Origin of the sequence: Nocardia jiangsuensis (assembly GCF_042650385.1) — a bacterium.
GTDB lineage: Bacteria > Actinomycetota > Actinomycetes > Mycobacteriales > Mycobacteriaceae > Nocardia > Nocardia jiangsuensis.
Genome location: NZ_JBHSAX010000022.1, coordinates 51,677 through 77,494, shown reverse-complemented (window position 1 = coordinate 77,494; position 25,818 = coordinate 51,677). Strand labels below are relative to the sequence as shown.

27 protein-coding genes are annotated in these 25,818 nt (G+C 73.1%); 14 read left to right on the top strand and 13 right to left on the bottom strand.

The genetic code is table 11. The features are described from left to right. Positions 1–17 precede the first annotated feature (17 nt). Positions 18–800, bottom strand: a complete 783-nt coding sequence (locus ACFO0B_RS26500) for a pirin family protein (RefSeq protein ID WP_378615495.1) — start codon at positions 798–800, stop codon at positions 18–20. A gap of 92 nt (positions 801–892) precedes the next feature. On the opposite strand from ACFO0B_RS26500, the gene ACFO0B_RS26495 reads away from it, so the two are divergent. After that, positions 893–1,381 (top strand): MarR family winged helix-turn-helix transcriptional regulator, encoded by a 489-nt coding sequence (locus tag ACFO0B_RS26495; protein WP_378615493.1) that lies wholly within the window; start codon positions 893–895, stop codon positions 1,379–1,381. Beyond that, positions 1,374–1,829, top strand: a complete 456-nt coding sequence (locus ACFO0B_RS26490; protein WP_378615491.1) for a carboxymuconolactone decarboxylase family protein — start codon at positions 1,374–1,376, stop codon at positions 1,827–1,829. Before ACFO0B_RS26495 ends, ACFO0B_RS26490 begins: the two co-directional genes overlap by 8 nt. Here ACFO0B_RS26490 and ACFO0B_RS26485 read toward each other — a convergent pair. From ACFO0B_RS26485 to ACFO0B_RS26470, 4 genes are all read right to left on the bottom strand, one after another. After that, positions 1,820–4,696, bottom strand: a complete 2,877-nt coding sequence (locus ACFO0B_RS26485) for a P-loop NTPase fold protein (RefSeq protein WP_378615489.1) — start codon at positions 4,694–4,696, stop codon at positions 1,820–1,822. The two genes, ACFO0B_RS26490 and ACFO0B_RS26485, sit on opposite strands and share 10 nt — an antisense overlap. A gap of 138 nt (positions 4,697–4,834) precedes the next feature. Next, entirely contained in the window at positions 4,835–5,479 is a 645-nt protein-coding gene (locus ACFO0B_RS26480) for a TetR/AcrR family transcriptional regulator (RefSeq protein WP_378615487.1), read from the bottom strand. Between the two features lie 571 nt (positions 5,480–6,050). Further along, positions 6,051–6,728: a cutinase family protein gene (locus ACFO0B_RS26475; RefSeq protein ID WP_378615485.1), complete on the bottom strand. Its 678-nt coding sequence runs from the start codon at positions 6,726–6,728 to the stop codon at positions 6,051–6,053. A gap of 107 nt (positions 6,729–6,835) precedes the next feature. Beyond that, positions 6,836–7,066 (bottom strand): hypothetical protein, encoded by a 231-nt coding sequence (locus ACFO0B_RS26470; protein ID WP_378615483.1) that lies wholly within the window; start codon positions 7,064–7,066, stop codon positions 6,836–6,838. A gap of 179 nt (positions 7,067–7,245) precedes the next feature. Between ACFO0B_RS26470 and ACFO0B_RS26465 the strand changes: the two genes are divergently transcribed. Then, entirely contained in the window at positions 7,246–8,193 is a 948-nt protein-coding gene (locus tag ACFO0B_RS26465) for an alpha/beta hydrolase (protein WP_378615481.1), read from the top strand. Here the strand turns inward: ACFO0B_RS26465 and ACFO0B_RS26460 are convergent. Further along, positions 8,145–8,858 carry an isochorismatase family protein gene (locus ACFO0B_RS26460; RefSeq protein ID WP_378615479.1) on the bottom strand — a complete coding sequence of 238 codons (714 nt, stop codon included), beginning with the start codon at positions 8,856–8,858 and terminating at the stop codon, positions 8,145–8,147. The two genes, ACFO0B_RS26465 and ACFO0B_RS26460, sit on opposite strands and share 49 nt — an antisense overlap. 63 nt (positions 8,859–8,921) lie before the next feature. Between ACFO0B_RS26460 and ACFO0B_RS26455 the strand changes: the two genes are divergently transcribed. The 4 genes from ACFO0B_RS26455 (at position 8,922) to ACFO0B_RS26440 (ending at position 11,322) form a co-directional block, all read left to right on the top strand. Then, complete coding sequence (locus ACFO0B_RS26455) at positions 8,922–9,449, top strand: AAA family ATPase (RefSeq protein ID WP_378615477.1); 528 nt, start codon at positions 8,922–8,924, stop codon at positions 9,447–9,449. A gap of 50 nt (positions 9,450–9,499) precedes the next feature. Further along, positions 9,500–9,847 (top strand): UBP-type zinc finger domain-containing protein, encoded by a 348-nt coding sequence (locus ACFO0B_RS26450; protein ID WP_378615475.1) that lies wholly within the window; start codon positions 9,500–9,502, stop codon positions 9,845–9,847. 69 nt (positions 9,848–9,916) lie between these two features. Continuing rightward, positions 9,917–10,636, top strand: a complete 720-nt coding sequence (locus tag ACFO0B_RS26445) for an LGFP repeat-containing protein (protein ID WP_378615473.1) — start codon at positions 9,917–9,919, stop codon at positions 10,634–10,636. A gap of 53 nt (positions 10,637–10,689) precedes the next feature. Beyond that, positions 10,690–11,322: a DUF305 domain-containing protein gene (locus ACFO0B_RS26440; RefSeq protein ID WP_378615471.1), complete on the top strand. Its 633-nt coding sequence runs from the start codon at positions 10,690–10,692 to the stop codon at positions 11,320–11,322. Between the two features lies 1 nt (position 11,323). Here the strand turns inward: ACFO0B_RS26440 and ACFO0B_RS26435 are convergent, their stop codons facing one another. From ACFO0B_RS26435 to ACFO0B_RS26420, 4 genes are all read right to left on the bottom strand, one after another. After that, complete coding sequence (locus ACFO0B_RS26435) at positions 11,324–11,941, bottom strand: GNAT family N-acetyltransferase (RefSeq protein ID WP_378615469.1); 618 nt, start codon at positions 11,939–11,941, stop codon at positions 11,324–11,326. Continuing rightward, positions 11,938–12,375: a nitroreductase/quinone reductase family protein gene (locus tag ACFO0B_RS26430; protein WP_378615467.1), complete on the bottom strand. Its 438-nt coding sequence runs from the start codon at positions 12,373–12,375 to the stop codon at positions 11,938–11,940. Before ACFO0B_RS26430 ends, ACFO0B_RS26435 begins: the two co-directional genes overlap by 4 nt. A gap of 16 nt (positions 12,376–12,391) precedes the next feature. Beyond that, positions 12,392–12,643: a hypothetical protein gene (locus tag ACFO0B_RS26425; protein WP_378615465.1), complete on the bottom strand. Its 252-nt coding sequence runs from the start codon at positions 12,641–12,643 to the stop codon at positions 12,392–12,394. A 62-nt stretch (positions 12,644–12,705) separates the two neighbouring features. After that, positions 12,706–13,755 (bottom strand): NAD(P)-dependent alcohol dehydrogenase, encoded by a 1,050-nt coding sequence (locus ACFO0B_RS26420; protein ID WP_378615463.1) that lies wholly within the window; start codon positions 13,753–13,755, stop codon positions 12,706–12,708. 104 nt (positions 13,756–13,859) lie between these two features. On the opposite strand from ACFO0B_RS26420, the gene ACFO0B_RS26415 reads away from it, so the two are divergent. The 5 genes from ACFO0B_RS26415 (at position 13,860) to ACFO0B_RS26395 (ending at position 20,114) form a co-directional block, all read left to right on the top strand. Beyond that, the gene (locus tag ACFO0B_RS26415; protein WP_378615461.1) at positions 13,860–14,501 is read left to right on the top strand and encodes a response regulator transcription factor; all 642 of its coding nucleotides are present in this window, start codon (positions 13,860–13,862) and stop codon (positions 14,499–14,501) included. Between the two features lie 28 nt (positions 14,502–14,529). Then, a complete protein-coding gene (locus ACFO0B_RS26410) occupies positions 14,530–16,248 on the top strand; it encodes a sensor histidine kinase (protein ID WP_378615866.1) in 1,719 nt (572 codons plus the stop codon). Positions 16,249–16,543: 295 nt separating this feature from the next. Then, positions 16,544–17,659 (top strand): polyprenyl synthetase family protein, encoded by a 1,116-nt coding sequence (locus ACFO0B_RS26405; RefSeq protein ID WP_378615459.1) that lies wholly within the window; start codon positions 16,544–16,546, stop codon positions 17,657–17,659. A gap of 14 nt (positions 17,660–17,673) precedes the next feature. Continuing rightward, on the top strand, positions 17,674–19,170 hold the full coding sequence (crtI, locus tag ACFO0B_RS26400; RefSeq protein ID WP_378615457.1) for a phytoene desaturase family protein: 1,497 nt from the start codon (positions 17,674–17,676) through the stop codon (positions 19,168–19,170). Next, complete coding sequence (locus tag ACFO0B_RS26395; RefSeq protein WP_378615456.1) at positions 19,167–20,114, top strand: phytoene/squalene synthase family protein; 948 nt, start codon at positions 19,167–19,169, stop codon at positions 20,112–20,114. Before crtI ends, ACFO0B_RS26395 begins: the two co-directional genes overlap by 4 nt. A 49-nt stretch (positions 20,115–20,163) precedes the next feature. Here the strand turns inward: ACFO0B_RS26395 and ACFO0B_RS26390 are convergent, their stop codons facing one another. The 3 genes from ACFO0B_RS26390 to ACFO0B_RS26380 all read right to left on the bottom strand — a co-directional run bounded on the left by ACFO0B_RS26390 (position 20,164) and on the right by ACFO0B_RS26380 (position 22,829). After that, positions 20,164–20,568: an ATP-binding protein gene (locus ACFO0B_RS26390; RefSeq protein WP_378615454.1), complete on the bottom strand. Its 405-nt coding sequence runs from the start codon at positions 20,566–20,568 to the stop codon at positions 20,164–20,166. A gap of 72 nt (positions 20,569–20,640) precedes the next feature. Continuing rightward, on the bottom strand, positions 20,641–21,084 hold the full coding sequence (locus tag ACFO0B_RS26385; protein WP_378615452.1) for a response regulator: 444 nt from the start codon (positions 21,082–21,084) through the stop codon (positions 20,641–20,643). Further along, the gene (locus ACFO0B_RS26380; RefSeq protein ID WP_378615450.1) at positions 21,081–22,829 is read right to left on the bottom strand and encodes a PP2C family protein-serine/threonine phosphatase; all 1,749 of its coding nucleotides are present in this window, start codon (positions 22,827–22,829) and stop codon (positions 21,081–21,083) included. The genes ACFO0B_RS26385 and ACFO0B_RS26380 overlap by 4 nt, the downstream gene beginning before the upstream one ends. Before the next feature lie 106 nt (positions 22,830–22,935). On the opposite strand from ACFO0B_RS26380, the gene ACFO0B_RS26375 reads away from it, so the two are divergent. Further along, complete coding sequence (locus tag ACFO0B_RS26375) at positions 22,936–25,257, top strand: ATP-binding protein (protein ID WP_378615448.1); 2,322 nt, start codon at positions 22,936–22,938, stop codon at positions 25,255–25,257. 202 nt (positions 25,258–25,459) lie between these two features. Continuing rightward, positions 25,460–25,789, top strand: a complete 330-nt coding sequence (locus tag ACFO0B_RS26370; protein ID WP_378615446.1) for an anti-sigma factor antagonist — start codon at positions 25,460–25,462, stop codon at positions 25,787–25,789. Positions 25,790–25,818: the final 29 nt, after the last annotated feature.

Genomic DNA, 25,818 nt, shown 5'->3' with positions numbered 1-25,818 from the left:
GTGCCGCGTGCACCGGTTCACCCGATGGTCGCGTGCATCTCCCACACGATCACCTCGGCCTCGCCGGAGGCGCTCAACCGCTGCCCGCCCGCGCCGGTGAACCGCACCGAGTCGCCCTCGGCCAGCGGCCCCGTCCCCTCCAGCTCGACCGCGCCGCGCGCGACGAACAGGTGCAGGAACGGCGCGTCCGGCAGCGTGATCGGCGCGTCCCCCGCGCCGAGCCGCGCCACGTGCATGGTGGCGTACTTGTTCGCGATCCGGATGGCGGAGTGGCCGGCGTACTCCTTCATCCCCGAGGCCACCGGTACCAGCCCGCCGGAGAGCAGCGCGTCGTCGATCTCCAGCTGCTCGTAGCCGGGGGTGATCCCGGACTCGTCCGGCAGCACCCACATCTGCACGAAGTGCACCGGCTCGTCGTGCTGCTGCGCGAACGACCCGGTCGCGCCGGAGAACCGCCAGGAGTCGTTCTTCTCCGAGTGCAGGATGCCGGTGCCCGCGCTCATCCGCTGCGCCAGGCCGGGGTAGATCACCCCGGAGTGGCCGGTGGAGTCCTGGTGCACCAGGGAACCGCGGAGCACCCAGGTGACGATCTCCATGTCCCGGTGCGGGTGCGTGTCGAAGCCCATGCCCGGCGTGACGATGTCGTCGTTGTTCACCAGCAGCAGGCCGTGGTGGGTGTTCGCCGGGTCGTAGTGCTGCCCGAAGGAGAAGGAGTGCTTGGAGTCGAGCCAGCCGATCCGGGTCTTCAGCCGGTCGCCTGCGCGGCGGACGTCGATCTGCGGGGTGGTGGGAGCGGACACGGTGCCTCGATTCCGAGTTCGTTGCTTTGTCAACTACTTGCACAGTACTCGGTATCGTTGCCTTGTCAACCACTGCGCGTACGCTGGAGGACGTGAACGCGACACGGTGGCTCGACACCGACGAGAACGAGCTCTGGCGGGCCTACCTCGACGCGACCCGCCTGCTCTTCCGCGACCTCGACAGACAACTGACCACCGACGCGGGCATCGCCTTCGCCGACTACGAGATCCTGGTCCTGCTCGCCGAGGCCCCCGACCGGCGGCTGCGCATGAGCGCGCTCGCCGACGCCAGCAGCACCAGCCGCAGCGGCATCACCCGCGCCGTCACCCGGCTCGAGCACTCCGGCCGGGTCCGCCGCGCCGACTGCGAATCCGACCGCCGCGGCGCCTGGGCCGAGCTCACCGACACCGGCGCCGCCGAACTCGCCGCCGCGAGCCCCGGGCACGTCGCCGCCGTCCGCGAAACGCTCCTCGACCGCATCGACCCCGCCGACATCCCCGCCCTCACCCGCGCCTTCCGCGCCGTGCGCGATCATGCCAAGGTGACTTCCGACCAGCAGCCGGGCGCCCGACATGAGTGACCGTATTCAGATCGACGAGCAGAGCCCGGCTGTCTACAAGACGCAGGTGGGGGTCGCGTTCGCGGCCAAGCAGGCGGCGAAGCGGGCGGGGCTGGATCGGCACCTGGTCGAGCTGGTGAACGTGCGGATCTCCCAGCTGAACGGGTGTGCGCGCTGCTTGGACGTGCATACGAGAGCCGCGCGCGAGGCGGGCGAGACCGAGCAGCGGCTGCACGTGCTGTCGGCCTGGCGGGAGGCGGCGATCTACACCGAGCGGGAGCGCGCGGCGCTCACCCTGGCCGAGGCCGTGACGACGCTACCGCCGCACGACGAGCAGGAGCGCGCCTACGCGGCGGCCCGCGAGCACCTCGACGACGACCAGTTCGCCGCCGTCGCCTGGATCGCCATCGCGATCAACGCGTTCAACCGGATCTCCATCGTGAGCGGGCACGAGGTGCATCAGCGGTGATCATCCGCGCGACCTTTCGATTCGGCCGCGACCAGGACGTAGGAGAAGCACCGGACTCGCGGTAGCCAGAGGTGCAGGGTGGAGAGATCCGCGAGGGCAACAAGGGCGGAGAGGCGCAGCATCCCCCGATGCAGGTGGATCCAGTGTGGCACCTGTCCCGCCGAACAGTCTCCGGCCACCCGCGTAGCCCATCCGGTCTCCGTTCTGCGGGGCTCCAGATCGGCGACGAAGTCGGTCCACACCGTATCGGCCCCCCGGTGTGCGAGGCCACCGCGGATCTCACCGCCCACATCGGGCCGGGTGTCGAGCACCGCCCCCAGCAGCCGTGCGTGCGCGGTGAGCAGGGCGAGAAGCAGGATTACGGCTTGGTACTCCCCCGGGTCACCGTCGAGGCCGAGGAAGCGCGAGGCCGGGGAGAGGTCGCGGGTGGACCGAATCATGCGGTAGAGGTTGACCAGCCGCTTCGCCTCCCTGGGTGTCCCGATCAGTGATTCCATCGCCGCCAAGAGCGCGATCTCCGGTTCGGTGAGCGGCTCCGGCGGGACGCTCGCCGTTCGCGCCGGATCGAGGTCCGCGCCCGCCTCGATCGTGATTCGCTCCGCGTCGACAACGCCCTCCGGCACTTCGGACACGGCATCGGGCAACTCCGGCGCAGGGTCGGCGACGGAAACCGCGCGCCCGCCGTCCGCACCGAACGACCGAAGCAGCCGCTCCACGCTCCCCGAAGGCATGCCGGGCAGGATCAAGGGAATGTTGAGGATCTTCTCCAGGTAGTCCTCCGGAGTATGCCGGTCGGACCCCGCGTCCTCGGTCACGGATTCATGCAGGAGGTTCGCGTACTCGCTGCGCAGGGAGTGCATCAGCCAGCGGGGATCCACGCCGACCACCACGACGAAGAGCTCGAACGCCAGCAGCAGATGCACCGCTTGCAGGACGTCGACCACCTGATCCGGGCGGCAGCGGTCGAGATCGTCGATGTAGAGCACGATGCGATCGGCGGGCTGCCAGGGCGCGCCGGAATCCCCGGGATTCGTCCGCCATTCCTGCATCAGCTCCACCAGTTGCTGGAGGTCCTTGCGAATGGTCGAGGCAAGCCCCAGGTTGCGGGTGTAGGAATCGCTGCGCGCGCGTTCAGCGAGAAAGGTGTAGAGCCTCCGGCCCGGGGTGAGCTGGGCCAGCTGACCGCCGAGCTCCCCTACCTGGGCTATGACCTCCTCGAGCTGCGCCTGGGCGACTCGGTGGTCGGCCTCGGCCTTCCGCAGCTCCGCGAGCTTCGCCGCGACCTCCGGGTCGTCGCCGGTGGCCGCGGCCGCCCCTGCCCGCACCTCCTCGGTCATCGCGCGGAGTTCGCGCAGGCTGCTGTGCGCGCGGGTCAGCCGGCTGTAGCCCGCGCCGCCGGTGACCAGGGTGACAACTCCGAACAGGGCGACCACCCATTCGCGCACCTGCGGGATGAGCAGTGCGGCGGCGGTGGCGATCATCGCGATCGCCGCGACGGACAACGCGATCCGTCCGACGCGATCGGCGCCGGTTCTGCGCAAGGCATCCGCCTCACCCAGGGTTCCACGCAACTCGGCCGTGAAGAGCTTCGCCTGCTCCACCCGGTCAGCGACCCCGAGCCCGCGCCAGACTCCGTCCATCCGCCGCCCGAAGGTGGGCGAGGCCAGCAGCGCGGTGACCACATTCCGGCCGGCCACCTGACGATGCGCCATGGCCGCGTCGACCTCGGCCTCCAGCTCGGCGGCGGCCACCCGCGCCTGCGCGGTCGCGAACTCGAGTTGCGCACGCTGATCGGTCTTCCTCGCGAACTCAACGCGGAGGCGTTCGGCCTCGCCCGGTGCCGACGGTGATTCCGCCAGCTGCCGGAAGATCTCGTCGCCGAGGCTGGCCCACAGGTTGGAATCCGAGTAATGCCAGGCATTAAACCCGATCTGCACGATTCGCTCGCAGTAGCGGTCGGTATCCGAACCACTCAGTGCCTCGATCTGCCCGCGCAGCAGCCCCATGAAATAGCTCTTGCCGGAGCCCCACTCGCCGAAGATACCGACGGACAACGGCAGTGGTGTCTGCTGTTCCGCGATCACGGTGGCGAGCATGGCGGCATACGGGCTCATTCCGAGACGGTCTTCGTGCAGTGCTATTCCGATGGTGGGATCCACGTAGTCCCTCGACACACCACCCGCGAGGTCGACGGGCGTTGGCCCGGGTTCGACCGGACCTGTGTCGTTCACCGTCGGCGCGGGGTTCCAGGCGAACGATCGGGATCGCGCCGTCGACCGGAAATCATCGGCGATCCGAGCAGCTACGTCCGCTTCCTGACAAAGGAAGTCGACGCTGATCAAAGCGTCATTGGCGGGCGAGTTCAGCGCTTCCAGGACAACCGGGACGACGATTGCGGAGATCGGCGCCATCGGAGTTCCCAGGTTACCGGTGGCCAACAGCGGTATCGCCAGCCGACGAGCCCCGTTCCGGACCGCCAGCCTGATGGCGCTGTCGGTCGCCGACTCGATGGCCGCAGTGCTGACCGAATACCCCGAGTTCACATCGTGCGGCGTCGCCAGGATCAGCCGCCGGAGTGCAGAGGTTCCCGAGTCGGCTACCGAAATCTTCAGGAGCCCCGGCCGCTCCGGTGTGATCGCACCGAAGTCGATCGAGAACCAGGCGGCGTCCGGAAACTGTCGGCGAATGGCCGACGCGAGCCCGCCCAGCCCCGTGCCGACCGAGGCCACGATGGTGTCGAAGGGCAGGACCCACGGCGTGCTGGTCCGGGCGATGCCGCAGCGGATGCTTCCGATCGTTCCGAGTTCGGTCCGCGAGGTCCGCTCGCTCCCGGTCATCCGCTGCCCGGCAACCGCACGATCGACCACGCCATCCGCTCCCCCGGTGCGTCCGGTCGGACGCGGGATATCGCCCGCTGCCGCCGGTTCACTGCTGATATGGCGGACAGGCTACCCCGGGACACAGTGGCTCCGTTGTCCATCGAACGCAGGACAGCAGGTGCCGCGCTACCGCGTATCCGGGTCGGCGGGGACCGTGATCGCCAGCGCCACCGGGACGAGCAGGTCGACCAGGTCGGCGACGGGCGGGCGCGGATCCATGAGCAGCCACTCGTGCGCGACGCCGTTGACCGCGCCGATCAGAGCGCCCGCGGCGAGCATGGGTTCGCCGCGGACGTGCGCGCCGGGGCCGGCGATCGGCCCGACGGCCATCTCGATGAGCAGGCTCCACCCGTGCCGCCGCTGGCGGCGGTGCTGCTCCATGCGCTCGCTGACCCCGACCACCTCGAGGAAGGCGACCTTGGCGCGGTGGGGGTCGGCGTCGATGGAGCCGAGGTAGGCGGTGAAGGCGGCGGTGAGGCCTGCCCGCGGTTCGGTGTCGGCGCCGAGGCGGGAGAGCGCGGTGCCGACGGCGGCGGCGGCCTCGTCCTGGATCCGGTCGTAGGCGGCCACCAGGACGTCCTCGCGGGTCTCGAACTCCTCGTAGAACTGGCGCTTGGAGAGCCCGGCGGCGGTACAGACGTCGGCGAGCGAGCAGTGCGAGTACCCGCGTTCAGCGAACAACCTGGTCGCCGCTGCGATGAAGCGAGCGCGCCGCTCCTGCTTGCGCTCGGAGATCGCGCGACCGCCGTACTGCCTGCCGGTGGTTGTCACGACCCTCACTGTATCGGCCGATCGGGGCCCATTTCCGGTGCGGGGCCCGCCGTGGCAGCACTGTGTCGCCGAGACGGCACCTCCGGCGATCGCCTGCTCGATGTACGTCGATATCGTCCTGACGGTCGCGACGTGCCGCACCCGGCTCGATCGAATCCGCTGCGCGGGAGGGCAACAGGACGGCGGCATCGACCAGCCGCGACTGCTGAGCGATTGCCCACCTGCCACCCTTCGGTGATACCGATGCTGGCGTCGGCACTGCGCGCGCTCCGTCTTCGCCGAAATTCCCATCGCAGGCGACTTCCGGGCTCCCCGCTCGACGGCGCTGCGCGACATCGTCGGTCGGGTCGAGGGGCGGGCACCGGCTCGTCCTCGGCACCCCCGCCGAGGTGGCGGAGCAGATCCTGGACCGGTGGCGGGAAGGGGTCGGCGACGGTGCGCGCCCGCTTCGGGTTGCCCGAAGTCGCGGTCCCGGTGACGACCGGCGGGGCAGCGGACTGGTGGCGCCCAAGGATCCGGGCCGCCCGACGCGGCGCACCGGGGGGGGCCGACGGCTCCCGAGCCCCGCCGCCTAGAGCCGCTCCGCCGCGAAACCAGCGGCGGCGGTGACGGCTTCGCCGTAGCGGGTGTGCGCCCCGTATCCGGCGTCGGGGGGCAGGGCGGACGCCGGGTTGCAGACCGGGTCCTGCGCCGCGCAGTACTGCGCGGTGCGCGCGGCGTAGGGCTCCGGGATGGCGGTGTTGTAGACGTGGACCGGGCTGGCGAACAGCAGCAGGGCGGCGATCCGCGGGGCGAGCGCGGGCGGGATGACGGCGGTGGCCGGGAAGTCGTCGCTGCCCATGCCGAGCGCGTTGGAGAGCACCTCGGCTCCCTGCGAGTACCCAGCGAGCACGAACCGCGTTGCCGGGCACTCGACGGTCCGGACGACCAGGTGCGCGACGAGGTCGACGGCGCCGATCACGCGCGAGCGCGGGCCGGTGGTGTCGGCGGGGTAGGACACGTTGTAGAGGGTCCAGTTCAGCTCCGGGCGGGCGGCGCGGACGGCGGCGTCCAGCGGGCGCCCGACCGTCGGGTCGTCCACCGACGCCCAGCTCTCGGCGACCGGCCTCGAGTAGTCGGTGCCGCGCGCCATGACCAGCTCGGCGTCGCCGCAGCCGGGCGCCGCCGCGGCCACCGGGGCAGTGAGCGCGGCTCCGGTGCTGGTCAGGACGGCTGCCAGCAGGGCGGCGCCGGTCGTCGTCGGGGTCATCGCACCTCCGTGTCGGGTGTTGTAGTGGTCGGCGATCTTCGACGCGGACCACGTGGCGGCGCCCGGATCGCGGCGACCGCGGGCGATACCGTCGGTTGCGCGAGCCGTCAGTAGTCGGGGCTGCGCAGCAGCCCGGCGGGATCGGCGCGCTCGGTGACGAGCGGGCGGTGGATCCGCTCGGTCCACTCCTCCTTCGGCACGGGGGCCAGCCCGATCGAGACCGCGCCGTCCCTGACGCCGAAGGCGCGGGTGACGGCGGCGGTGATGTCGGCGTCCAGCCGCGCGCGGGCGGCGGCGTCGAGGTCGGCGGGGAAGTGGCTGATCTCCACGTGCGGCATGGGCGGACCGGCTTCCTGTCGGGGCCGCCCACGGGGGCGAGCGCTCACGGTGCAGCCTGCCAGACCACCGCAGCGAAACGCACCCCGCGGCGGGGCCGAGCGGGCATACTTCCCGGAGAGTTCGCCGGTCGACCCGGCCACGACGCACCGTCCGATCCCAGGGCGGGGAAGGGGCCGAGATGACGGCGCTACCCGGACGGTTGCTCGGCGGCCCGGCCGCCCTGCTCGGCGCGGTGCGCGCCCGGCTCGACCCCTCCGCCTTCCACCCGGAGCTGCGGCTGCACGCGCGGCTGCTGCCGGGCCGGCCGGTCACCGCGCTGACGCTGCCGCTGATGCGCAGGCTCGGCGACCTCGTCCCGGAGGGGCAGGCGGAGGTCGTCGAGATCGGCGAGCACGTCTCGGTGCGGGTGCACCGCCCCACACTCGCCGCGGCGCCGGGGCCCGCGCTGCTCTGGATCCACGGCGGCGGCTACGTTTTCGGCTCCGCGCGACAGAACGACCGGCTCTGCCGCACCTTCGCGGACGAACTGAACGCGGTGGTCGCGGCGGTGGAGTACCGGCTCGCGCCGGAGCACCCCTACCCCGCCGCGCTCGACGACTGCTACGACGCGCTGCAGTGGCTCGGCGCACAGCCGGAGATCGATCCGGAGCGGATCGCCGTCGCGGGAGCCAGCGCCGGCGGCGGGCTCGCCGCCGCGCTCGCCTTCGCCGCGCGCGACCGCGGCGGGGTGCGGCCGGTGCTCCAGGTGCTCTCCTACCCCATGCTCGACGACCGCTCCACCGGCACCGAGCTGGAGACCGGCACCTTCCGGCTGTGGAACACCGCGGCCAACCGCTTCGGCTGGCGGGCCTACCTGGGCGGTGCCGACCCGGCCGCCGCCGTGCCCGCGCGCCGCACCGACCTGGCCGGGCTCGCCCCGGCCTGGATCGGCGTCGGCACCCTCGACCTCTTCCACGCCGAGGATCTCGCCTACGCCGAGCGGCTGCGCGCGGCCGGGGTCGAGGTGCGGGTGCTGGAGGTGCCCGGCGCCTTCCACGGCTTCGACGAGGTGGCCGCCGACACCGGGGTGGCCCGCGACTACATCGCCGCCCAGGTGGTTTCGCTGCGCGCCGCGCTGACCGCCTGATCGAGCAGCTCGGCGATCTCGGCGCACGCCCTGACGTCGCCGAACGAGCGGTAGACCACGTGCAGGGTGGCGTTGTGGTCGGCGTCGCGGCGCGCGGCGGTGGCGTCGGCGAGCAGGATCACCCGGTAACCGAGGGTGCCTGCGTCCCTGGCCGACGACTCGCAGCAGACATTGGTCACGGTGCCCGCGATGAGCACGGTGTCGATGCCGCGGGCGGCCAGCTGCTCCGGCAGGTCGCTGCGGCCGGGGAAGAAGGCGCTGTAGGCGGATTTCTCGGCGTAGAGGTCGCCGGCTCCGGCGCCGAGCCCGGGCCATAGCCGCTCCGCCGAGGGGCCGGTGCCGCCGGAGCAGGCGTAGCTCGCCGCCGTCTCGGCGCCGAAGAATTCGACGGCGTGCGGGAGCGGCGGGCGGGCGGCGGGCACCACCCAGGCCACGGTCCCGCCCGCGGTGCGCAGCCGGGCGGCGAGGTCGGCGACGCGGCCGACGATGCCGCGGCAGTACGGGTTGCCCGCGACGTGGAAGGGCACCATGTCGATCACCACCAGCGCGGTCCGCGCGGGGTCGAGCACCGGGTAGGCGAACCGCCGCCCCCGCCGCTCCTCGTGCCTGCGGTACTCCCGCTCCTCGATGTGCCAGGCGTGCTCGCGAACCTCCCCATCGCTCATACTGGGCAGTGTCGCACCGAAATTCGCTGTCCAGACGAAAGAACACACCACTAACCTCTGGGGATGACCACGGAGATCGTCCTGATCACCGGCGCCATGGCGGCCGGGAAGTCCACCGTGGCCGAGTTGCTGGCCCGCTCGCTCTCGCGCGCCGCACACGTGCGCGGCGACACCTTCCGGCGCTGGATCGTGAGCGGCCGCGCCGAGCCCGAACCGCCGCTCGGCGCGGAGGCCACGGCCCAGCTGGCCCTGCGGCAGCAGCTCGCCGCCGGGGTCGCGCTCGGCTACGCGGGCGCCGGGATCACCCCGGTGCTCCAGGACCTCTACCCCGGCCCCGCACTGGCGCGGATGCGCACCCTGCTCACCGGCCACCCGCTGCGCGTCGTCGTGCTGCTGCCCGACTCGCGGACCCTCGCCGCCAGGGACGCCGCCCGCGACAAGACCGGCTACCGCGGCTGGTCCCCAGCCGAGTTCGACCGCGAGTTCCGCGACCACACCCCACCCGTCGGCCTCCGCCTCGACACCTCCGCGCAGACCCCGGAGCAGACCGTCGCCGCCATCCGCGCCCGCTGGTCCGATGCCCTGGTCTGAGGATTCGCCGACCGGTTGCCCGGAACCGCCGAGCGGCGTTTGATGAAGCGGTGAGCGAAACCTCCCCGATCGACCCGGCCGCGCCGCCGAGCGGCACCGGCTGCCTGGAGTGCGAGCGCGACGGCGGCTGGTGGTTCCACCTGCGCCGCTGCGCCGCCTGCGGCCACATCGGCTGCTGCGACACCTCCCCCGGCCAGCACGCCACCGCGCACGCGGGCACCACCGGCCATCCGCTGATCACCAGTTTCGAGCCCGGCGAGGACTGGTACTACGACTACCGCGACGAGCAGATGTACGAGGGCCCGCGGCTCGCACCCCCGGAGAGCAAACCGGCCGATCAGCCCGCGCCCGGCCCGGCCGACCGGGTCCCGGCGAACTGGCGTCAGCTGTTGCACTGACTCCCGCCGCCGCGGCGCCTCGGTACCCTGAACCCCGATCTCCCCATTCGACCAGCGAAGGGCAACTCCATGCGAGCGACCAGGGTGACGACGACGGCCGCGCTGGCGGCACTGCTGCTGGCGGCGGGAACGCAGGCGGCGGGGGCGCGGCCGGTGGGCCCGTTCGAGGTCGGCGGAGCGATCGAGGTGGAGTTCGACGCGGCGGGCGGGGTGGACGCGCTGGGCGAGCCGACCGGGCCGGAGCAGGACGCGGCGCGCGGCGGCAAGTGGCAGGGGTTCGCGCGCAATGCCGCGGTCTACTGGTCCGAGGCCACCGGTGCGCAGACGGTGACCGGGCCGATCCGGGAGAAGTGGGGCCAGTTCGGCTCGGAGGGCGGCTTCCTCGGCTACCCGGCCACCCGCGAGGCCGCGACCCCGGGCAACACCGGGCGGTTCGCGCACTTCCAGGGCGGCTCGGTCTACTGGTCGGTCGGCACCGCCGCTCACCAGGTGAGCGGCTCGATCCGGGACAAGTGGGGCAGCTACGGCTGGGAGGGCAGCGCGCTCGGCTTCCCGGTCACCGACGAGCAGGCGGGCGCCCGCGGCGGCAAGTACAACCTGTTCAACGGCGGCGCGATCTACTGGGCCTCGGCCTCCGGCGCGCACGTGGTGTGGGGCGCGCTCCGCGAGAAGTGGGTGGCGGCGGGCGGTGACGGCGGCCGCTACGGCTACCCCACCAGCGACGAGTACGACTTCCGCGACGGCAAGGCCCAGGACTTCCAGGGTGGCCGGATCACCTGGGAGCCCTGAGCCCGCAGCTGATTCCACCGTGCGCGATGCACCGCGCACGGTACCGTCATGGGGTGGACCGCCGCTCCGTCGTCGCAGGCGCCGCGCTCGTCGCGCTCGCCGCCCTGCTGGTGACGCTCGGCGCCGCCGTCCGGCCGCTCTTCGTCCCGGACCGGGCACCGGAGCGGGAGATCCTGAGCGCGACCGAGATCGCCTTCCTGCAGGACATGACGGCGCACCACGAGCAGGCGCTGCTCATGGTCCAGTCCCTCGACCCCGGCGTCACGCCGGTGATCGCCCGGCTCGCCCGGCAGATCGACGACGTCCAGCGGGTCGAGCTCGGCACCATGCTGGGCTGGCTCCGGCTGGCGAACACCCTGCCGAGCAATCCGCAGCCGATGGCGTGGCTGCACGAGCCGGGCACCGGTCACCACGGCGCCCCGGTCGCCGCCACCGAGCCCGTCGACACGTCGATGGGTATGGCGACCCGCGCCGAGCTGGACGCGCTCGCCGCCGCCCGCGGCCGCGAGGCCGAGGTCATCTTCCTGCGGCTCATGCAGCGCCACCACTACGGCGGCGTCACCATGGCCCGCGGCGCCGACGCCCTGCTCACCGCGGGGCCGGTCAAGCAGGCGGCGCGGGAGATGGTCACCGAGCAGACCAGGGAGATCGGCATGATCGGGCTGCTGCTGGCGCAGTACGGCTGAGTCAGCTCGCCTCGCGGCAGAGGATGGTCGAGCGCGGGCCGCCGTAGGGCAGGTCGACCTCGGCGGCGATCCGGTACCCGGCCCGCGCGTAGAAGCCGATCCGGGCCGGTTCGGTGGTCTCCAGGTGCGTGGGGAGCCCCTCGGCGTCGGCGCGGGCGATGCCGAAGTCGAGCAGGGCGCGGCCGTGGCCATGCCCGCGGGCAGCGGGATCGGTGCCGATGGCGAGCAGGTGCCAGTGCGGGCGCTGCGGGGCCGCGGTGAAGGTGGCGGCGCTGACGTGCTGCAGGTAGGGATCGCGCTCGCCGTGCAGCCCGCGCAGCGCGGTGCGCAGCCGGGCCTGCTGGAGCCAGGAGAGCCGATACGGCAGCGGGGTCCACAGCGCTGCGGCGAGCAGCGCGCCGTCCGGGTCGACGAGCACGTGCGCGCCGAGCGCGGGCCGGCACACCCGCTCGATCTCCACCTCGAAGGACCCACGCAGCTCGGCGAGGCGCCACTCGGGGACCGGGTGCAGCCAGCGGGAGAGCGGGTCCTCGGCCATGGCGGCGGCCAGCAGCTCCGCGACGGCGGCCACCTCGGTGCGGCGGGCGCCGCGGATGGCGGCGGTGCGTACCGCGGTCACGCGCGGTCGCGCGGGGTCAGCAGCACCAGCGGGATCTCGCGGTCGGTGCGGGTCTGGTAGTTCGCGTAGATCGGGTGCTCCGCGGTGATCCGGGGCCAGAGTTCGGCGCGCTCGGCGGGGTCGGCGACCCTGGCGCGCATGGGCGTGCGCGGACCGCCCTGCACCGAGACCGTGACCTCCGGTCGCGCGAGCAGGTTGTGGTACCACGCGGGGTGCTTGTCCTCGCCCGCCTTGGAGGCGACCACCACGTAGCCGCCGTCCTCCGCGATCGGCGCGGTGAGCAGCACCGCGTGCTCCTTCCCCGACCGCCTGCCGACGGTGGTGAGCTCGAGCGAGGGCATGCCGACGATGCGGTGCCCGAACCTGCCGAAGGTCAGCCTGGTGAGCAGCCGATGCGCGGTATTGGTGGCCCTGAAGGTGAATTCCGGCGGCATGGAAGCACGATAGCGGTCACCGGCCCGGCGGCGCGCTCGCCTCCAGCAGCCGCTGCCGCGCGGAGCGTTCGGCGAGTTCCGGGAGCGAGCCCGCCGGTATTCCGGCGAGGTCGCTCAGACAGCGCCGGACGATCTCGTCGATCGCCCCGGCCGCCAGCCGGTCCTCGAACTCCGCGCGGAGCCGCTCGACGGTCTCGTCGACCACCGAGTCCGGGCACCCCGCCGTGCCCGCCTGTGTTTTCCGATCGCTCACTGCCCCTTCGATCACCCGTCCAGGGTGCACCCGCGCGCCGCCGGTGTTCAGGGCCGAAGGTCCCCGAATCGGGTTCGTCAGGGCACGACGACGGCCCGGCCGGTGATCTCGCCGCGCTCCAGCCGGTGGTAGGCCTCGACCGCGTCGTCCAGGGCGAAGGTGGTGGTCTCGGCGTGCAGCAGGCCGCGTGCGGCGAGGTCGAGCACCTCGGCGAGTTCGTAGCGCCCGCCCCAGTAGGTGGTCTGCACGGAGAGCTCGTAGGGCACCGAGAAGAACGACACCGGCAGGGTGCCGCCGCCGATCCCGATCACGGTGAGGTCGCCGAGCACCCGGCCCGCCGCCGCGCCGAGCGCGAGCGTCTGATCGGTGCCGACGCAGTCGAAGATCGCGTCGGCGCCGTGCCCGCCGGTGGCGTCGCGGATGGCCTGCGCGGCGTTCTCGTCCGAGCGCAGGGTGTGGTCCGCGCCGGCACTGGCGGCGAGCTCGAGCGCCTCCGCGCGGAGGTCGACCGCGATCACCCGCGCCGCGGTCGTCGCTGTGAGGATCTGCACGGCGAGGTGCCCGAGCCCGCCGGCGCCGATCACGACGGCGGTGCTGCCCGGGGTCAGCTCGGCCGAGGAGCGGCGGATGGCGTGGTAGGGGGTGAGTGCGGCGTCGGTGAGCGGGGCGGCGCGCAGCGGGTCGAGCCCGTCCGGCAGCGGGACCAGGTGCCTTGCCGCCGGGACCAGCAGGTACTCGGCCATGCCGCCGTCCATGCCGAGCCCGCCGCCGCCACCGGGCACCGGGGCGGCCGCCGGGTTCTCGCAGTAGGTGTCGAAGCCGCGCGCGCAGTGCGCGCAGACCCCGCAGCCCCACGGCCCGTACACCGCGACCGGCTGCCCGACCTCGAAACCCGTGACGCCGGAGCCGATCTCGTGCACCCAGCCGGCGTTCTCGTGGCCGAGCGTGAACGGCGGGTGCCAGGGCACCGGGCCGTCGTCGGAGAAGTCGCGCATGAGGTGCAGGTCGGAGTGGCAGGCCCCGGCCGCGCCGACCTTCACCACCACCTGACCGGCCTCCGGGTGCGGCTGATCCACCTCGACCAGCTCCGGATCGGACTTCCACGCCGTCAACCGCAGTGCTCGCATCTGTGCCTCCTCGGCTCGTCCCCTTCCGACCCCGCCCTTCCACTCCGGCGCCGGGCTATGCCTGTCATGCTGGTATCGAAATCGGTGCGAGGAGAGGGGCGGCGATGATCCGGGTGTTCCTGGTCGACGATCACGAGATCGTGCGGCGCGGGCTGGCCGACCTGATCGACGCCGAACCGGACCTGGAGATGGTCGGCGGCGCGGAGAGCGTGGCCCACGCGCTGGCCCGGATCCCGGCGCTGCGCCCGGACGTCGCGGTGCTCGACGTCCGGCTGCCGGACGGCAACGGTATCGAGCTGTGCCGCGAGCTGCTCTCCCAGCTGCCCGGGCTGCGCTGCCTGATCCTCACCTCGTTCACCGACGAGCAGGCCATGCTCGACGCCATCCTGGCCGGGGCCAGCGGCTACGTCGTCAAGGACATCGGCACGCTGGAGCTGGTCGACGCCATCCGCGCGGTCGGCGCGGGTAAGTCGCTGCTCGACAACCGGGCCGCCGCCGCGCTGATGGCGAAGCTGCGGGCGCAGGCCGAGCAGAAGGCAGGGCCGCTCGCCACCCTCACCGAGCAGGAGCGCACGCTGCTCGCGCTGCTCGGCAGGGGGCTCACCAACCGGCAGATCGCGGCCGAGATGTTCCTGGCCGAGAAGACGGTGAAGAACTACGTGTCCCGGCTGCTCGCCAAGCTGGGTGTGGAACGCCGCACCCAGGCCGCGGTCCTCGCCTCCAAACTCGGCCGTGACGGACGCTGAACCCCGCGCCGGGGCGGGCGGCGACCGGATGGACGGCCACACCCCGGTCGGCCAGGCCCTCTCCCAGCTGCGGCTGAACGAGCTGCTGCTGGAGGTGCAGGAGCGGATCACCCAGATCGTCGGCGTCCGGGACAAGATGGACCGGCTCATGGAGGCCATGCTGGTCGTCACCGCGGGCCTCGACCTGGACAACACGCTGCGCACGATCGTGCACACCGCCATCGAGCTGGTGGACGCGAGCTACGGCGCGCTCGGCGTGCGGGAGACCGGCAAGGACAGCAAACAGCTCGCCGAGTTCGTGTACGAGGGCATCGATGACCGCGGCCGGATGCTCATCGGCGACCTCCCGCGCGGCCACGGCGTGCTCGGGCTGCTCATCGAGGACCCGAAACCGCTGCGGCTGGCGCAGCTCTCGGCGCACGCCGGGTCGGTCGGGTTCCCGCGCAACCACCCGCCGATGAGCACCTTCCTCGGGGTCCCGGTGAAGGTGCGCGACGAGGTGTTCGGCAACCTCTACCTGACCGAGAAGCGCGGCGGCCAGGAGTTCACCGAGGACGACGAGGTGGTGGTGCGGGCGCTGGCCGCCGCGGCCGGTATCGCGATCGCCAATGCCAGGCTCTACGAGGAGTCCCGGATCCGGCAGCAGTGGCTGGAGGCCACCCAGGAGGTCGCCACCGAGCTGCTGGCCGGCGGTGAGCCGGACGAGGTGCTGGAGCTGATCGTGCGCCGCGCGCTCACCCTGACCGGCGCCGCCTGCGCCTTCCTCGCGCTGCCCGAGGACCCGGACATCCCGCACGATGAGGTGACCGACCTGGTGGTGGTCGCCGCCGCGGGCGCCGATTCCGGGCCGATCACCGGGCGCACCATCCCGATCGACGAATCCCGCTCCGGCGCCGCCTTCCGGGACCGGCGCCCGGTCTCGGTCGCCGACTACTCACCCGCGCCGCTCTTCCCGCGCGAGACCTCGTTCGGGCCAGCGCTGATCCTGCCGTTGCACGCGGGGACGACCGTGATCGGCGTGCTCACCACGCTGCGCCCGCACGGCGCGCCGCCGCTGGACGTCGCCGGGCAGTCGATCATGACGGCCTTCGCCGGGCAGGCGGCGCTCGCGCTGCGGCTGGCCGCGCAGCAGCGCCGGATGCGCGAGCTGGACGTGCTCTCCGACCGCGACCGGATCGCCCGCGACCTGCACGACCACGTGATCCAGCGGCTCTTCAGCGTCGGGCTCTCGCTGCAGGGGACGGTGCAGCGCTCGCACAACCCGGAGATCCGCACCCGGCTCTCCGACACCGTGAACGACCTGCAGTCGATCGTGCAGGACATTCGGCACTCCATCTTCGACCTGCAGAGCAATACCGCCGCCGACTCCGCGACCTTCCGCAAGCGGCTGCACGGCATCGTCTCCGAGACCACCGCGGACAGCGGGCTGCGCACCACGGTCCGGCTGGCCGGCCCGGTCTCGGTGCTCGGGCCGCCGCTCTCCGACCACGTCGAGGCGGTACTGCGCGAGGGCGTCAGCAATGCCGTGCGGCACGCGGGCGCCACCGCCATCTCGGTGGTGCTCACCGTCGACGACGACGCCACCATCCTGATCACCGACGACGGCACCGGCCTTCCGGACCGCACCGGCCGCTACAGCGGCTTGGCCAACCTCGCCGCCAGGGCCGAGGAGGCGGGCGGCACCTTCGGGCTGGAGAAGGGCGAGCGCGGGGGCACCGTGCTGCGCTGGTCGGCCCCGCTGCCCTGAGGCCGGGCACCGGTTCGAAACCGGCGAGCGACTGTTCGAGCGCGGCCCGACCGGGGCCGATGAAGGGATCGGCGCTCGGCGCGACGGCGAGCCCTGGTTGCCGTCGTCGCCTCTGAAATCAGCGGGTTCACCCGGCGAAATCCGGGCAAATCGATGATTAAGAAAATTACCCAACACGGTCCCATCCGCCCCGGCGCACGTATCGAAACGTAGGTGAACGCCCCGCACACGATGCATCATTTGTGCATCGTTGCGATACGATGACGACCAGCCCGACCGCAGACGAGGAGTTCGAGTGAGTGCCGTGTTCTCCGAGCCACAACGGGTGCACCACCTCCTGACCACGCCGGACGGCGAGGAGTGCTCGCCGCCTCGCTGGCGGGCCGGGGTGCGCACCGAGGTGACCCGCGAACTCGAATCGTTCGTGCAGCGGAACCAGCCGGAGCCGATCAGCGGAATCCCGCTGGACGGCGTTCTGCGGCATTACGCGCTCGGCGGCAAGTGCCTGCGGCCGATGTTCCTGTACCTCGGCTGGCTCTGCGGCGCCGACCCGAGCCCGGCCGCGCTGCGCGCCGCCGCCGCGCTGGAGCTGCTGCAGGCCTTCGCGCTGCTGCAGGACGACGTCATGGACGAGGCCGAGCTGCGCCGCGGCGAACCCGCAGCGCACCGCGCCTTCGCGGCGCACCACCGCGAGCTCGGGCTGCCCGGCGACGCCGCCCGGTTCGGCGAGTCGGCCGCCACCCTGCTCGGCGACCTCTGCCTGGTCTGGTCCGAGCGCATGCTGCGCGAGAGCGGGATCGACGAGCGCGCACTGACCCGCATGTGGCCGCGGTACGACCGGATGCGCGTGGAGCTGGCGCTCGGGCAGTTCGCCGACCTGGTGAACGATGCCCGCGTCACCCCCACGCTGGAGTCGGTGCTCGCCATCGCGCGCGCCAAGTCCGGCAACTACACCGTGCGCAGGCCGCTGGAGCTCGGCGCGCTCATGGCCGGCTGCCAGGAGCAGACGGTCGAGGCGCTCTCCCGGTACGGCACGCTGGTCGGCGAGGCGTTCCAGCTGCGCGACGACGTGCTCGGCGTCTACGGCAGCGCCGAGACCACCGGCAAACCCGCCGACAGCGACCTCGGCCAGCGCAAGGCCACCACCGTCGTGGTGGCCGCCCAGGAGATGGCCGACCCGGCCACCGCCCGCGCCCTCGCCGAGCTGCTGGCCGCGCCCGCGCTGGACGCCGCCGCCGTCACCGCGGCGCGCGCGCTGATCAGCGCCACCGGCGCGGCCGAGCGGATCGAGGCCATGATCACCGAGCGGGTCACCGAGGCCAGGGACCGGATCCGGGGCGCCCGGATCGATGAGCCCGAACTGCGCCTGCTCGACGGCATGGCGCTGATCTGCACCACCCGCGAACTCTGAGGAGAAGCAGCACGATGCGCACTGTTCCCGGTCGTACCGACCGTGTCGTTGTGGTCGGCGCCGGCCTGGCCGGGCTCACCACCGCCATGCACCTCGCGGGCCGCGGCCGGGAGGTCACCCTGCTCGAGCGCGACGACGTCCCCGGCGGGCGGGCCGGCCGCGCCGACATCGCCGGCTACCACCTGGACACCGGCCCGACCGTGCTCACCATGCCGGAGCTGCTCGACGACGCCTTCGCGGCGGTCGGCGAGCGCACCGCGGACCGGCTCACCCTCGACCGGGTCGACCCGGCCTACCGGGCCCGCTTCGCCGACGGCAGGGCGCTGGACGTGCACCACGACCCCGGGCTGATGGCCGCCGCCATCACCGAGTTCGCCGGGCCCGCGCAGGCAGGCGGCTACCTGCGGCTGCGTACCTGGCTGAGCCGGCTGTACGAGGCCGAGTTCGACGGGTTCATCGCGTCGAACTTCGACTCGCCGCTCTCCCTGGTCTCCCCCGCACTGGCCAAGCTGGTGGCGCTGGGCGGCTTCCGGCGCTGGGACCGGGCCGTCGCCGACCACATCACCGATCCGGACCTGCGCCGCATCTTCACCTTCCAGTCGCTCTACGCCGGGGTCGCGCCGAGCAAGGCGCTGGCCGCGTACGCCGTGATCGCCTACATGGACACCATCTCCGGGGTCTGGTTCCCGCGCGGCGGCATGCGCGCGGTGCCGGACGCGATGGCCGCCGCGGCCACCGCCGCCGGGGTGAAGATCCGCTACGGCGCCACCGTCTCGGCGGTGGAGCGGGACGGCGGTCGGGTGCGCGCGGTGCGCACCGCCGACGGGGAGCGGGTGCCCGCCGACGCGCTCGTCCTCACCACCGAGCTGCACACCACCTACGACCTGCTCGGGCACCGCTCCCGGCGTCCGGTCAAGGTCGATCCGGCGCCATCGGCGGTGATCCTGCACCTCGGCGTCGACGCGGTGCCGGACCTGCCGCACCACTCGCTGCTCTTCGGCGGGGCGTGGGACGAGACGTTCCGCGACATCATCACCGACGGCCGGGTGATGACCGACCCGTCGCTGCTGCTCACCCGGCCCACCGCGGGCGATCCGGCGCTCGCCCCGCCCGGCCGCGACCTGCTCTACCTGCTGGCACCGGCCCCGAACCTGGACCGCGGCCGGATCAACTGGGACCGCTTCGCCCCGGCTTACGCCGAGGAGGTGCTGGCCGTCACCGATGCCAGGCTGCCCGAACCGCTGCCGAATCCGGAGCTGCTGCGCGTGGTCACCCCGGCGGACTGGGCCAGGCAGGGCATGCTGGCGGGCAGCCCGTTCGCGCTCGGCCACACCTTCGCCCAGACCGGCCCGTTCCGGCCAGCCAACATGATCCGCGGCCTGGACAACGTGGTCCTCGCGGGCAGCTCGACCGTGCCCGGCGTCGGTATCCCGCCGGTGCTCATCTCCGGGCGGCTGGCCGCCGACCGGATCACCGGAACCACGCAGCCAACCCGATCGGACCGCCCATGACCCGCACCGAACTCGACGCCGCAGGCATCACCGACACCGCCCTGCGCGGGTCCTACCGGGCCTGCCGGGTGCTGAACGCCAGGCACGGCAAGACCTTCTTCCTCGCCACCCGGCTGCTCGCCCCCGACCAGCGCCCCGCCGTGCACGCGCTCTACGGCTTCGCCCGGCGGGCCGACGACATCCTGGACGAATTCGACGAACGCTCCACCGCCGAGCGCGCCGAGGGGCTGGCGACGCTCGCGGCGCAGTTCCGGTCCGGCGCGGCCGAGGCCGACCCGGTGCTCGCCGCCGTGCTGCACACCGCCAGCGGCTACAGGATCCCCGACGCGCTCTTCGACGACTTCCTCGCCTCCATGCGGATGGACCTGGAGATCACCGACTACCCCGACCGGGCCGCGCTGGACCGCTACGTCTACGGCTCGGCCGAGGTGATCGGCTTGCAGGTGCTCCCGGTGCTCGGCACCGTCGGCGACGAGGCGGAGGCCGCCCCCTACGCCGCGGCGCTCGGCAAGGCCTTCCAGCTGACGAACTTCCTCCGCGACGTGAACGAGGACCTGGCCCGCGACCGCGTCTACCTGCCCGCCGACGAACTCGCCGCGCACGGGGTCGACCGCGACCTGCTGCTCTGGTGCCAGGCGCACCGCCGCACCGACCCGAGGGTGCGTCGGGCGCTCGCGGAGCAGCACGGCCTCACCCGGACGATCTACCGGCAGGCGGCCGACGGCATCGCCCTGCTGCAGCCGCGCTCGCGCGCCTGCGTGGCGACCGCGCTCACGCTGTACTCGGAGATCCTCGACCGGATCGAGGCGAGCGACTTCGCCGTCTTCGAGCAGCGGGCGCGGGTCGGGATCCCGCGCCGGCTCGCCGTCGGCGGCGCCGGGCTGGCCAGGGCCTGGTGGGCCAGGCGCGCGCCGGACTCGGGAGTGCGGCGTCAGCCGGGGTGAGCGGCGGACCGCCCCGGACCGGTTCACCGGCAGGCCGGGAAGGCGCTGCTCAGGAGGGCAGCGGGGCGCTCAGCTCGACAACCGTTCCGGCGTCGCCGACGATCACCCTGGTGTCCGGGACGAGTGCCCGGATCAGCATGAGGCCGCGGCCGCGGTGCGAATCGGCGTCCTCGTCGGCCGGGTGCCAGGTGCCGCCGTCGGTGATGGTGATGCAGACCTTGCGGCCGTCGACCTCCGCGCGCAGCGTGATCACCCGGCCGTCCTCGCGGTGGCCGTGCTCGACCGAGTTCGTGCACGCCTCACTGGCGGCGAGCAGCAGGTCGTAGGCCCGGTCCGGGTCGGCGGTGTTCTCCGCGAGCCAGTCGCGCAGTGCGTGTCTGACATCGGCCAGTTCGGCCGCGCGCGCGGGGAACTCGATCTCCAACGCTCGCGGGGAGCGATCTGATATGTCCATCTCTCCTCTTCACGTCGAAACCGGCATTCCTGGGCCTACCCGTCTTTCCGGGATACACACCTGAGTCTCGGCTCACCCCGGTGGCAGCGGCCCTTCCGGCTTCTCGTGGTCTCGATCCTGCTCCAGCCAGTAGTCGACCGCACCCTGGAGCACCGTCCGGAACAGGGCGAAATCCACCGGCTTGTAGATATAACTGTCCGCACCCGCGGCGTAACACCTGTCGATGTCACTGGACGCCGTCGACGAGGTGAAGACCACCACCGTGAGCTCCGCGGCCGCGGGCTCCGCCCGGAGCCGGGACAGCACGGTGTAGCCGTCGGTGCCCGGCATGTTCAGGTCGAGCAGGACCAGCGCGGGGCGCGGCCTCCCGGTGTCGCGCAGCCGGGCCAGCCCCTCCGCGCCGTCGGCGACGAACTCGACGAGCAGGTCCGGGTGCGAGGCGCGCAGCGCGCGCTCGATCGCCTCCCGGTCGTCGGCGGAGTCCTCGATGACGAGGACGAGGCGTTGCCCGGTCACGACGGCTCCCCGCGGTGCCGGATGGCGAGCACGGCGGCGTCGTCACCGACCCGGTAGCGGTCGGCACCTGCCGCGAGCGTCTCGGCGAGCTCGGCGGCGGGGAGGTCGCGCAGCCCGGCCAGCGTCGCGGGCAGCTCGTCCTCGAAGAACCGGCCGTCCGCGTCCCGCGCCTCGGTGAGGCCGTCGGTGTAGAGCAGGATCAGGTCGCCGGTGCGCAGCACGCCGTCGTAGGGTTTCAGCCCCAGCTCCGGGCGGACCCCCACGAGCAGCCCGGAGCAGTCCGGCTGCTCGACCTCGCCGCCGCGACGCAGGATCAGCGGCGCCGGGTGCCCGCCGGAGAGCACCCGGATCGGCACCCCCTCCCGGCCACCCGCGGCCAGGTCGAGGGTGACCGCGGTGAGGGTGAGGAAGCGGCTGACGCCGGTGCGCAGCATCTTGGTGTTCAGGATGTCGAAGGCGCGCTCCGGGCTGTGCCCCTCGGCCAGGATGGTCTCCAGCGTGTGCCTGGCCAGCCCGGTGAGCGCGGCCGCGGGCGCGCCGCGGCCGCACACATCGCCCATCAGCGCGGTGAGTGTGTGCTCCGGCTCGTGCACCAGGCCGTAGAAGTCGCCGCCGACGTCGAGGCTGTGGTCGGCGACCCGGTATGCGGTGGCCATCTCCAGCCCCGGCACCTCCGGCAGCGCGGCCGGGAGCAGGTGCTGCTGCAGCGACATGACGTCGGCGCGCTGCTGGGCGTAGAGCGCGGCGTTGTCGATCGCCAGCGCCGCCCGCCCGGCCAGGTTGCGCAGGAAGGCATGCGTCGGCCTGCGCGGCGAGCCGTGCCGGTGGAACAGGGTCAGCAGCCCGACGTCGCGGCCGCGCGCCCGCAGCACCGAGATCGTGGTGGTGTCGAGATTGGCGTCGGGCGGGAGCCCGGCGGGCAGCGGGCTGTCCTCCCAGCCGGAGCGGTCCGCGCGCTGCACCACCGGCGCGCCCGCCCAGCGGCCCGCGCGCAGGTGCTCGCCGAGGCTGCGCTCCCGGCGCGCGTCCAGGTGCGCCACCGCGACCAGCTCCATCTGCCCGCCGCGGGCGATGTGCACGGCGGCGCCGTCGGCAAGGCCGGGCACGATCATCCTGACCACCGCGCGCAGCGTCTCCTCGATCTCCAGCGAGGAGCCCATCCGCAGCGACGCCTCGGCCAGGATGGCATCGGCGAGGCTGCGGTCGGCGAGCACCCGCTGCTCGGCGACCTGCCGATCGATGGCGATCATGATGTCGCGGGCCTGCCGCAGCGCGGTCACGGTATCCGGCGTCACCGGGTGCGCGGCGACGGTGGCCAGCGCGACGAGTCCGCACGGCCCCGCCACCGGGCGGTACGGCGCCACCAGCAGCGCGGCCACGCCGAGCGCGGTCAGCCTGGCCGCGAGTTCGGGTGATCGGGTTTCCAATTCGGTCGGTTCGACCTCGACCAGGGTGGCCTCGGCCGAGCCGTCGGCGCGGTCGGGATACCACTCCGCGGCGCGCGCGGCCAGCTCGGCGGCGAGCGTCGCCGGGACGACGGCGGTGCCGTCGCGGTCGGCCCAGCGCGCGGCGACCGCGGCGTCGGCGGCGGCGACGCCGACGGCGAAGGTCGCCACCACGCCCGGCAGCGAGAGCAGCCCGCCGACCAGCTCGTCCGGCAGGTGGGCGACGCTGCGGGCGTCGAAGGCCGAGCGCCAGGAGGCGTGCAGCAGCGTCGCCCACGGGGTGCGCGGAGTCGTCGGCATGGGTTGCTCGTCCTCCCGCTCTCCGGCGGACCCCGATCGGTCCGACTCCTACTGTAAGGTTCCGCCACATTTGCTCCACCCGGCGACCCATACGGAAGGAGCTGCGATGACGTCGCTCTCCGATGACGACGCCCTGTTCCGGCTCGACGACCGCGATCTGGCGGCCGAGCGGGCGGCGGGAACCGCGTTCGACCTGTCGCAGTGCGTCAACGAGCCGATCCACCGGCTCGGCGGCATCCAGTCCTACGGCACGCTGCTCGCCATCGACGCCGCGGACGTGATCGCGGTCGCCGGCTCGAACAGCGAGCGGGTGCTCGGCCGCTCGGCCGCCGGCCTGGTCGGCACCCCGGCGGCGGAGCTGATCGGCTCCGACGGGCTCGCCGCCGTGCACGACACGCTGCGCGCGCCCACCGGCGACCGCGGGCTGCTCGGGCTGCACATTCCGCCCGGCGGCCCCGAGTTCGACGCCACCGTCTACCGCTCGGACGGCGTGCTCGTCATCGAGCTGGAGCCCGCCGCCGTCGAGCGGCCGTTCCAGTTCGCCCGCTTCTACCCCCGGCTGCGCAGCACCCTGACCCGGCTGCAGAACGCGCGGACGGTGCTCGCCGCCTGCGCCGCGGCGGTCACCGAGATCCGCGCGCTCACCGGCTACGACCGGGTGGTCGCCTACCGCTTCGAGGGGCGCGACGGCCCCGGCGAGGTGATCGCGGAGTCGGTCGCCGACGGCCTCGACCCCTGGCAGGGGCTCTGGTTCCCGGCCACCGACATCCCGCCGCAGGCGCGCAGGCTGTACGAGCGCAACTGGATCCGGGTCATCCAGGACGTGGACGACGACACCGCGGTGCTGGTGCCGCCGCTGCTCTCCGACACCGGCGCCCCGCTCGACCTCTCCGACTCCACGCTGCGCACGGTCTCCGGCTTCCACCTGGAGTACCTGCGCAATATCGAGGTGCGGTCGTCCATGTCGGTGTCGCTGCTGCGCGACGGCGAGCTGTGGGGGCTGATCGCCTGCCACGGCGTCGAGCCGCGCACGCTGAGCCCCGAGGTCCGCACCTCCTGCGAGTTCTTCGGGGTCATGCTCTCGCTGCAGCTCGCCGCGCTGCAGGACGCCGAGACCTCGCGGGCCAGGCAGACCGCGCGCAAGGCGCTGGCCCAGCTGGTCACCGCGCTGGACACCGACATCGGCCAGTCGGTGCGGGACAACGGCGCGCTGCTGGCCCAGCTGGTACCCGCCGACGCCGTCGTGCTGCGCGCCGCCGACATGAGCACCGGCGAGCTCGCGCGCACCATCGCGCACGGCGACGCCGCCGAGTTCGACGCGACCGCGCTGGAGACGCTGTGGCAGCGGCTGCCCGCGCTCGCGCCGGGGCAGGTCTGGAGCAGCGGCTGCCTCGGCGACCACGACCCGGAGCTCACCGCGCTCTCCCCCGCGCTCAGCGGCGCGCTCGTCCTCGCGCTGGACGGCGCGGGCACCGGCATCGCCTGGCTGCGCCGGGAGCGCAGGGCCGCGCGCACCTGGGCCACCGACCCCGCGCAGCCGGTGCGGCTCGGCCCGCGCGGTGAGCGGCTCACCCCGCGCGGCTCCTCGGCGGTGTACCAGGCGGTGGTGCGCGGCTGCTCGGTGCCGTGGACCGCCCCGGACGAGGCCGTGGTGCAGGAGTTCGGCCACGCCATCACCACCGTCGTGCTCAGGCACACCGCCCGGCTCGCCGCGTTGAACACCGAACTGCGCAGGGTCAACCACGATCTGGACACCTTCGCGCACGCCGCCGCGCACGAGCTCAAGGAGCCGCTGCGCGGCATCTCCAACTCCGCCACCTTCATCGGCGAGGACGCGGGAGACAGCCTCGATCCGACCACCGTGCGCAGGCTCGGCACCATCCGCACGCTCGCGGTCCGGATGGACGAGCTGATCAACTCGCTGCTGCACTTCGCCCAGCTCGGCCAGGGCGAGCTGCGCCGGGAGCCGGTCGAGCTGCGCGCCGCCACCGAGCGCGCGCTGCAGATCGCGGGCGCGAGGCTGGAGGAGCAGCGGGTCGCGATCACGCTGCCCGAGCCGGGGGTTACCGTTCCGGCCGACCCGGACCGGCTGCAGGAGATCCTGATCAACCTGCTGGTCAACGCCGCCAAGTACGCCGCGGACGAGGCGCCGCGCACGGTCGAGATCGGGGTGCGCGGTGACGGCCGCGTCCCGGTGTACTTCGTGCGGGACAACGGGATCGGCATTCCGGAGGACGACCAGAAGGAGGTGCTCCGGCTCTTCCGCCGGCTGCACCCGCGGGAGTCGCGCGGTGGCGGCCACGGCGCCGGGCTGGCCATCGTGGACCGGATCGTGGAGCGGCACGGGGGCCGGCTGTGGCTGGAATCCGCGCCGGGGGCGGGCACCACGGTGTACTTCACCCTCGAAGCCGAGCCCGGCGCCGGGTGACCTTCCTGCGGTATGTTTTCCCGGCGACGCCCCCCGGCGCAACGGCCGGGGAAGCGGTTTCCCATGGGATACGCTGAGTACGCGGTTGAGCTCACAGCCGCAAGCGAACTCTTCCCGCGATCTCCCGCGGCGGGATCCCGCGTGGCACCGGCCACCGCCGGATCCGACCACGCCCGGCTGTCGCCGTCGAGAGAGGTTCACCGTGCGCTTCACAGATCCGCCCCGCGATTTCCACGTCGAGGTCAGGTCGGTCGATGCCGCTGTCGTGGTGACCGCCCGCGGCGAGGTCGACATCATCACCGCACCCCGCCTCCAGCAGGCCCTCGCCGAGGCGGGCTCCGGCGTCGTGATCGCCGACCTGACCGCCGTCCCGTTCTTCGACTCGGCCGGGCTGAACGCGCTCATCCAGGTGTCGGAGGGCGCCGAGCTGCGGATCGCCGCCTCCAGGGCGGTGCACCGGCCGATGGAGGCCACCGGCCTGGTCAAGGTGATCCCGACCTTCGACAGCGTGGACGCCGCGCTGGCCGGTTGAGCCCGGCCCGCGGGCAGCCGGGGCGGACA

Bases quoted from the DNA above. Each gene is read 5' to 3' on its own strand.
- ACFO0B_RS26430 (WP_378615467.1), bottom strand. From the start codon at position 12,375: ATGCCGCCGGAATTCACCTTCAGGGCCACCAATACCGCGCATCGGCTG.
- ACFO0B_RS26460 (WP_378615479.1), bottom strand. From the start codon at position 8,858: ATGAGCGATGGGGAGGTTCGCGAGCACGCCTGGCACATCGAGGAGCGG.
- ACFO0B_RS26490 (WP_378615491.1), top strand. From the start codon at position 1,374: ATGAGTGACCGTATTCAGATCGACGAGCAGAGCCCGGCTGTCTACAAG.
- ACFO0B_RS26410 (WP_378615866.1), top strand. From the start codon at position 14,530: ATGGACGGCCACACCCCGGTCGGCCAGGCCCTCTCCCAGCTGCGGCTG.
- ACFO0B_RS26375 (WP_378615448.1), top strand. From the start codon at position 22,936: ATGACGTCGCTCTCCGATGACGACGCCCTGTTCCGGCTCGACGACCGC.
- ACFO0B_RS26445 (WP_378615473.1), top strand. From the start codon at position 9,917: ATGCGAGCGACCAGGGTGACGACGACGGCCGCGCTGGCGGCACTGCTG.
- crtI (WP_378615457.1), top strand. From the start codon at position 17,674: ATGCGCACTGTTCCCGGTCGTACCGACCGTGTCGTTGTGGTCGGCGCC.
- ACFO0B_RS26455 (WP_378615477.1), top strand. From the start codon at position 8,922: ATGACCACGGAGATCGTCCTGATCACCGGCGCCATGGCGGCCGGGAAG.
- ACFO0B_RS26390 (WP_378615454.1), bottom strand. From the start codon at position 20,568: ATGGACATATCAGATCGCTCCCCGCGAGCGTTGGAGATCGAGTTCCCC.
- ACFO0B_RS26420 (WP_378615463.1), bottom strand. From the start codon at position 13,755: ATGCGAGCACTGCGGTTGACGGCGTGGAAGTCCGATCCGGAGCTGGTC.
- ACFO0B_RS26415 (WP_378615461.1), top strand. From the start codon at position 13,860: ATGATCCGGGTGTTCCTGGTCGACGATCACGAGATCGTGCGGCGCGGG.
- ACFO0B_RS26475 (WP_378615485.1), bottom strand. From the start codon at position 6,728: ATGACCCCGACGACGACCGGCGCCGCCCTGCTGGCAGCCGTCCTGACC.
- ACFO0B_RS26380 (WP_378615450.1), bottom strand. From the start codon at position 22,829: ATGCCGACGACTCCGCGCACCCCGTGGGCGACGCTGCTGCACGCCTCC.
- ACFO0B_RS26395 (WP_378615456.1), top strand. From the start codon at position 19,167: ATGACCCGCACCGAACTCGACGCCGCAGGCATCACCGACACCGCCCTG.
- ACFO0B_RS26465 (WP_378615481.1), top strand. From the start codon at position 7,246: ATGACGGCGCTACCCGGACGGTTGCTCGGCGGCCCGGCCGCCCTGCTC.
- ACFO0B_RS26470 (WP_378615483.1), bottom strand. From the start codon at position 7,066: ATGCCGCACGTGGAGATCAGCCACTTCCCCGCCGACCTCGACGCCGCC.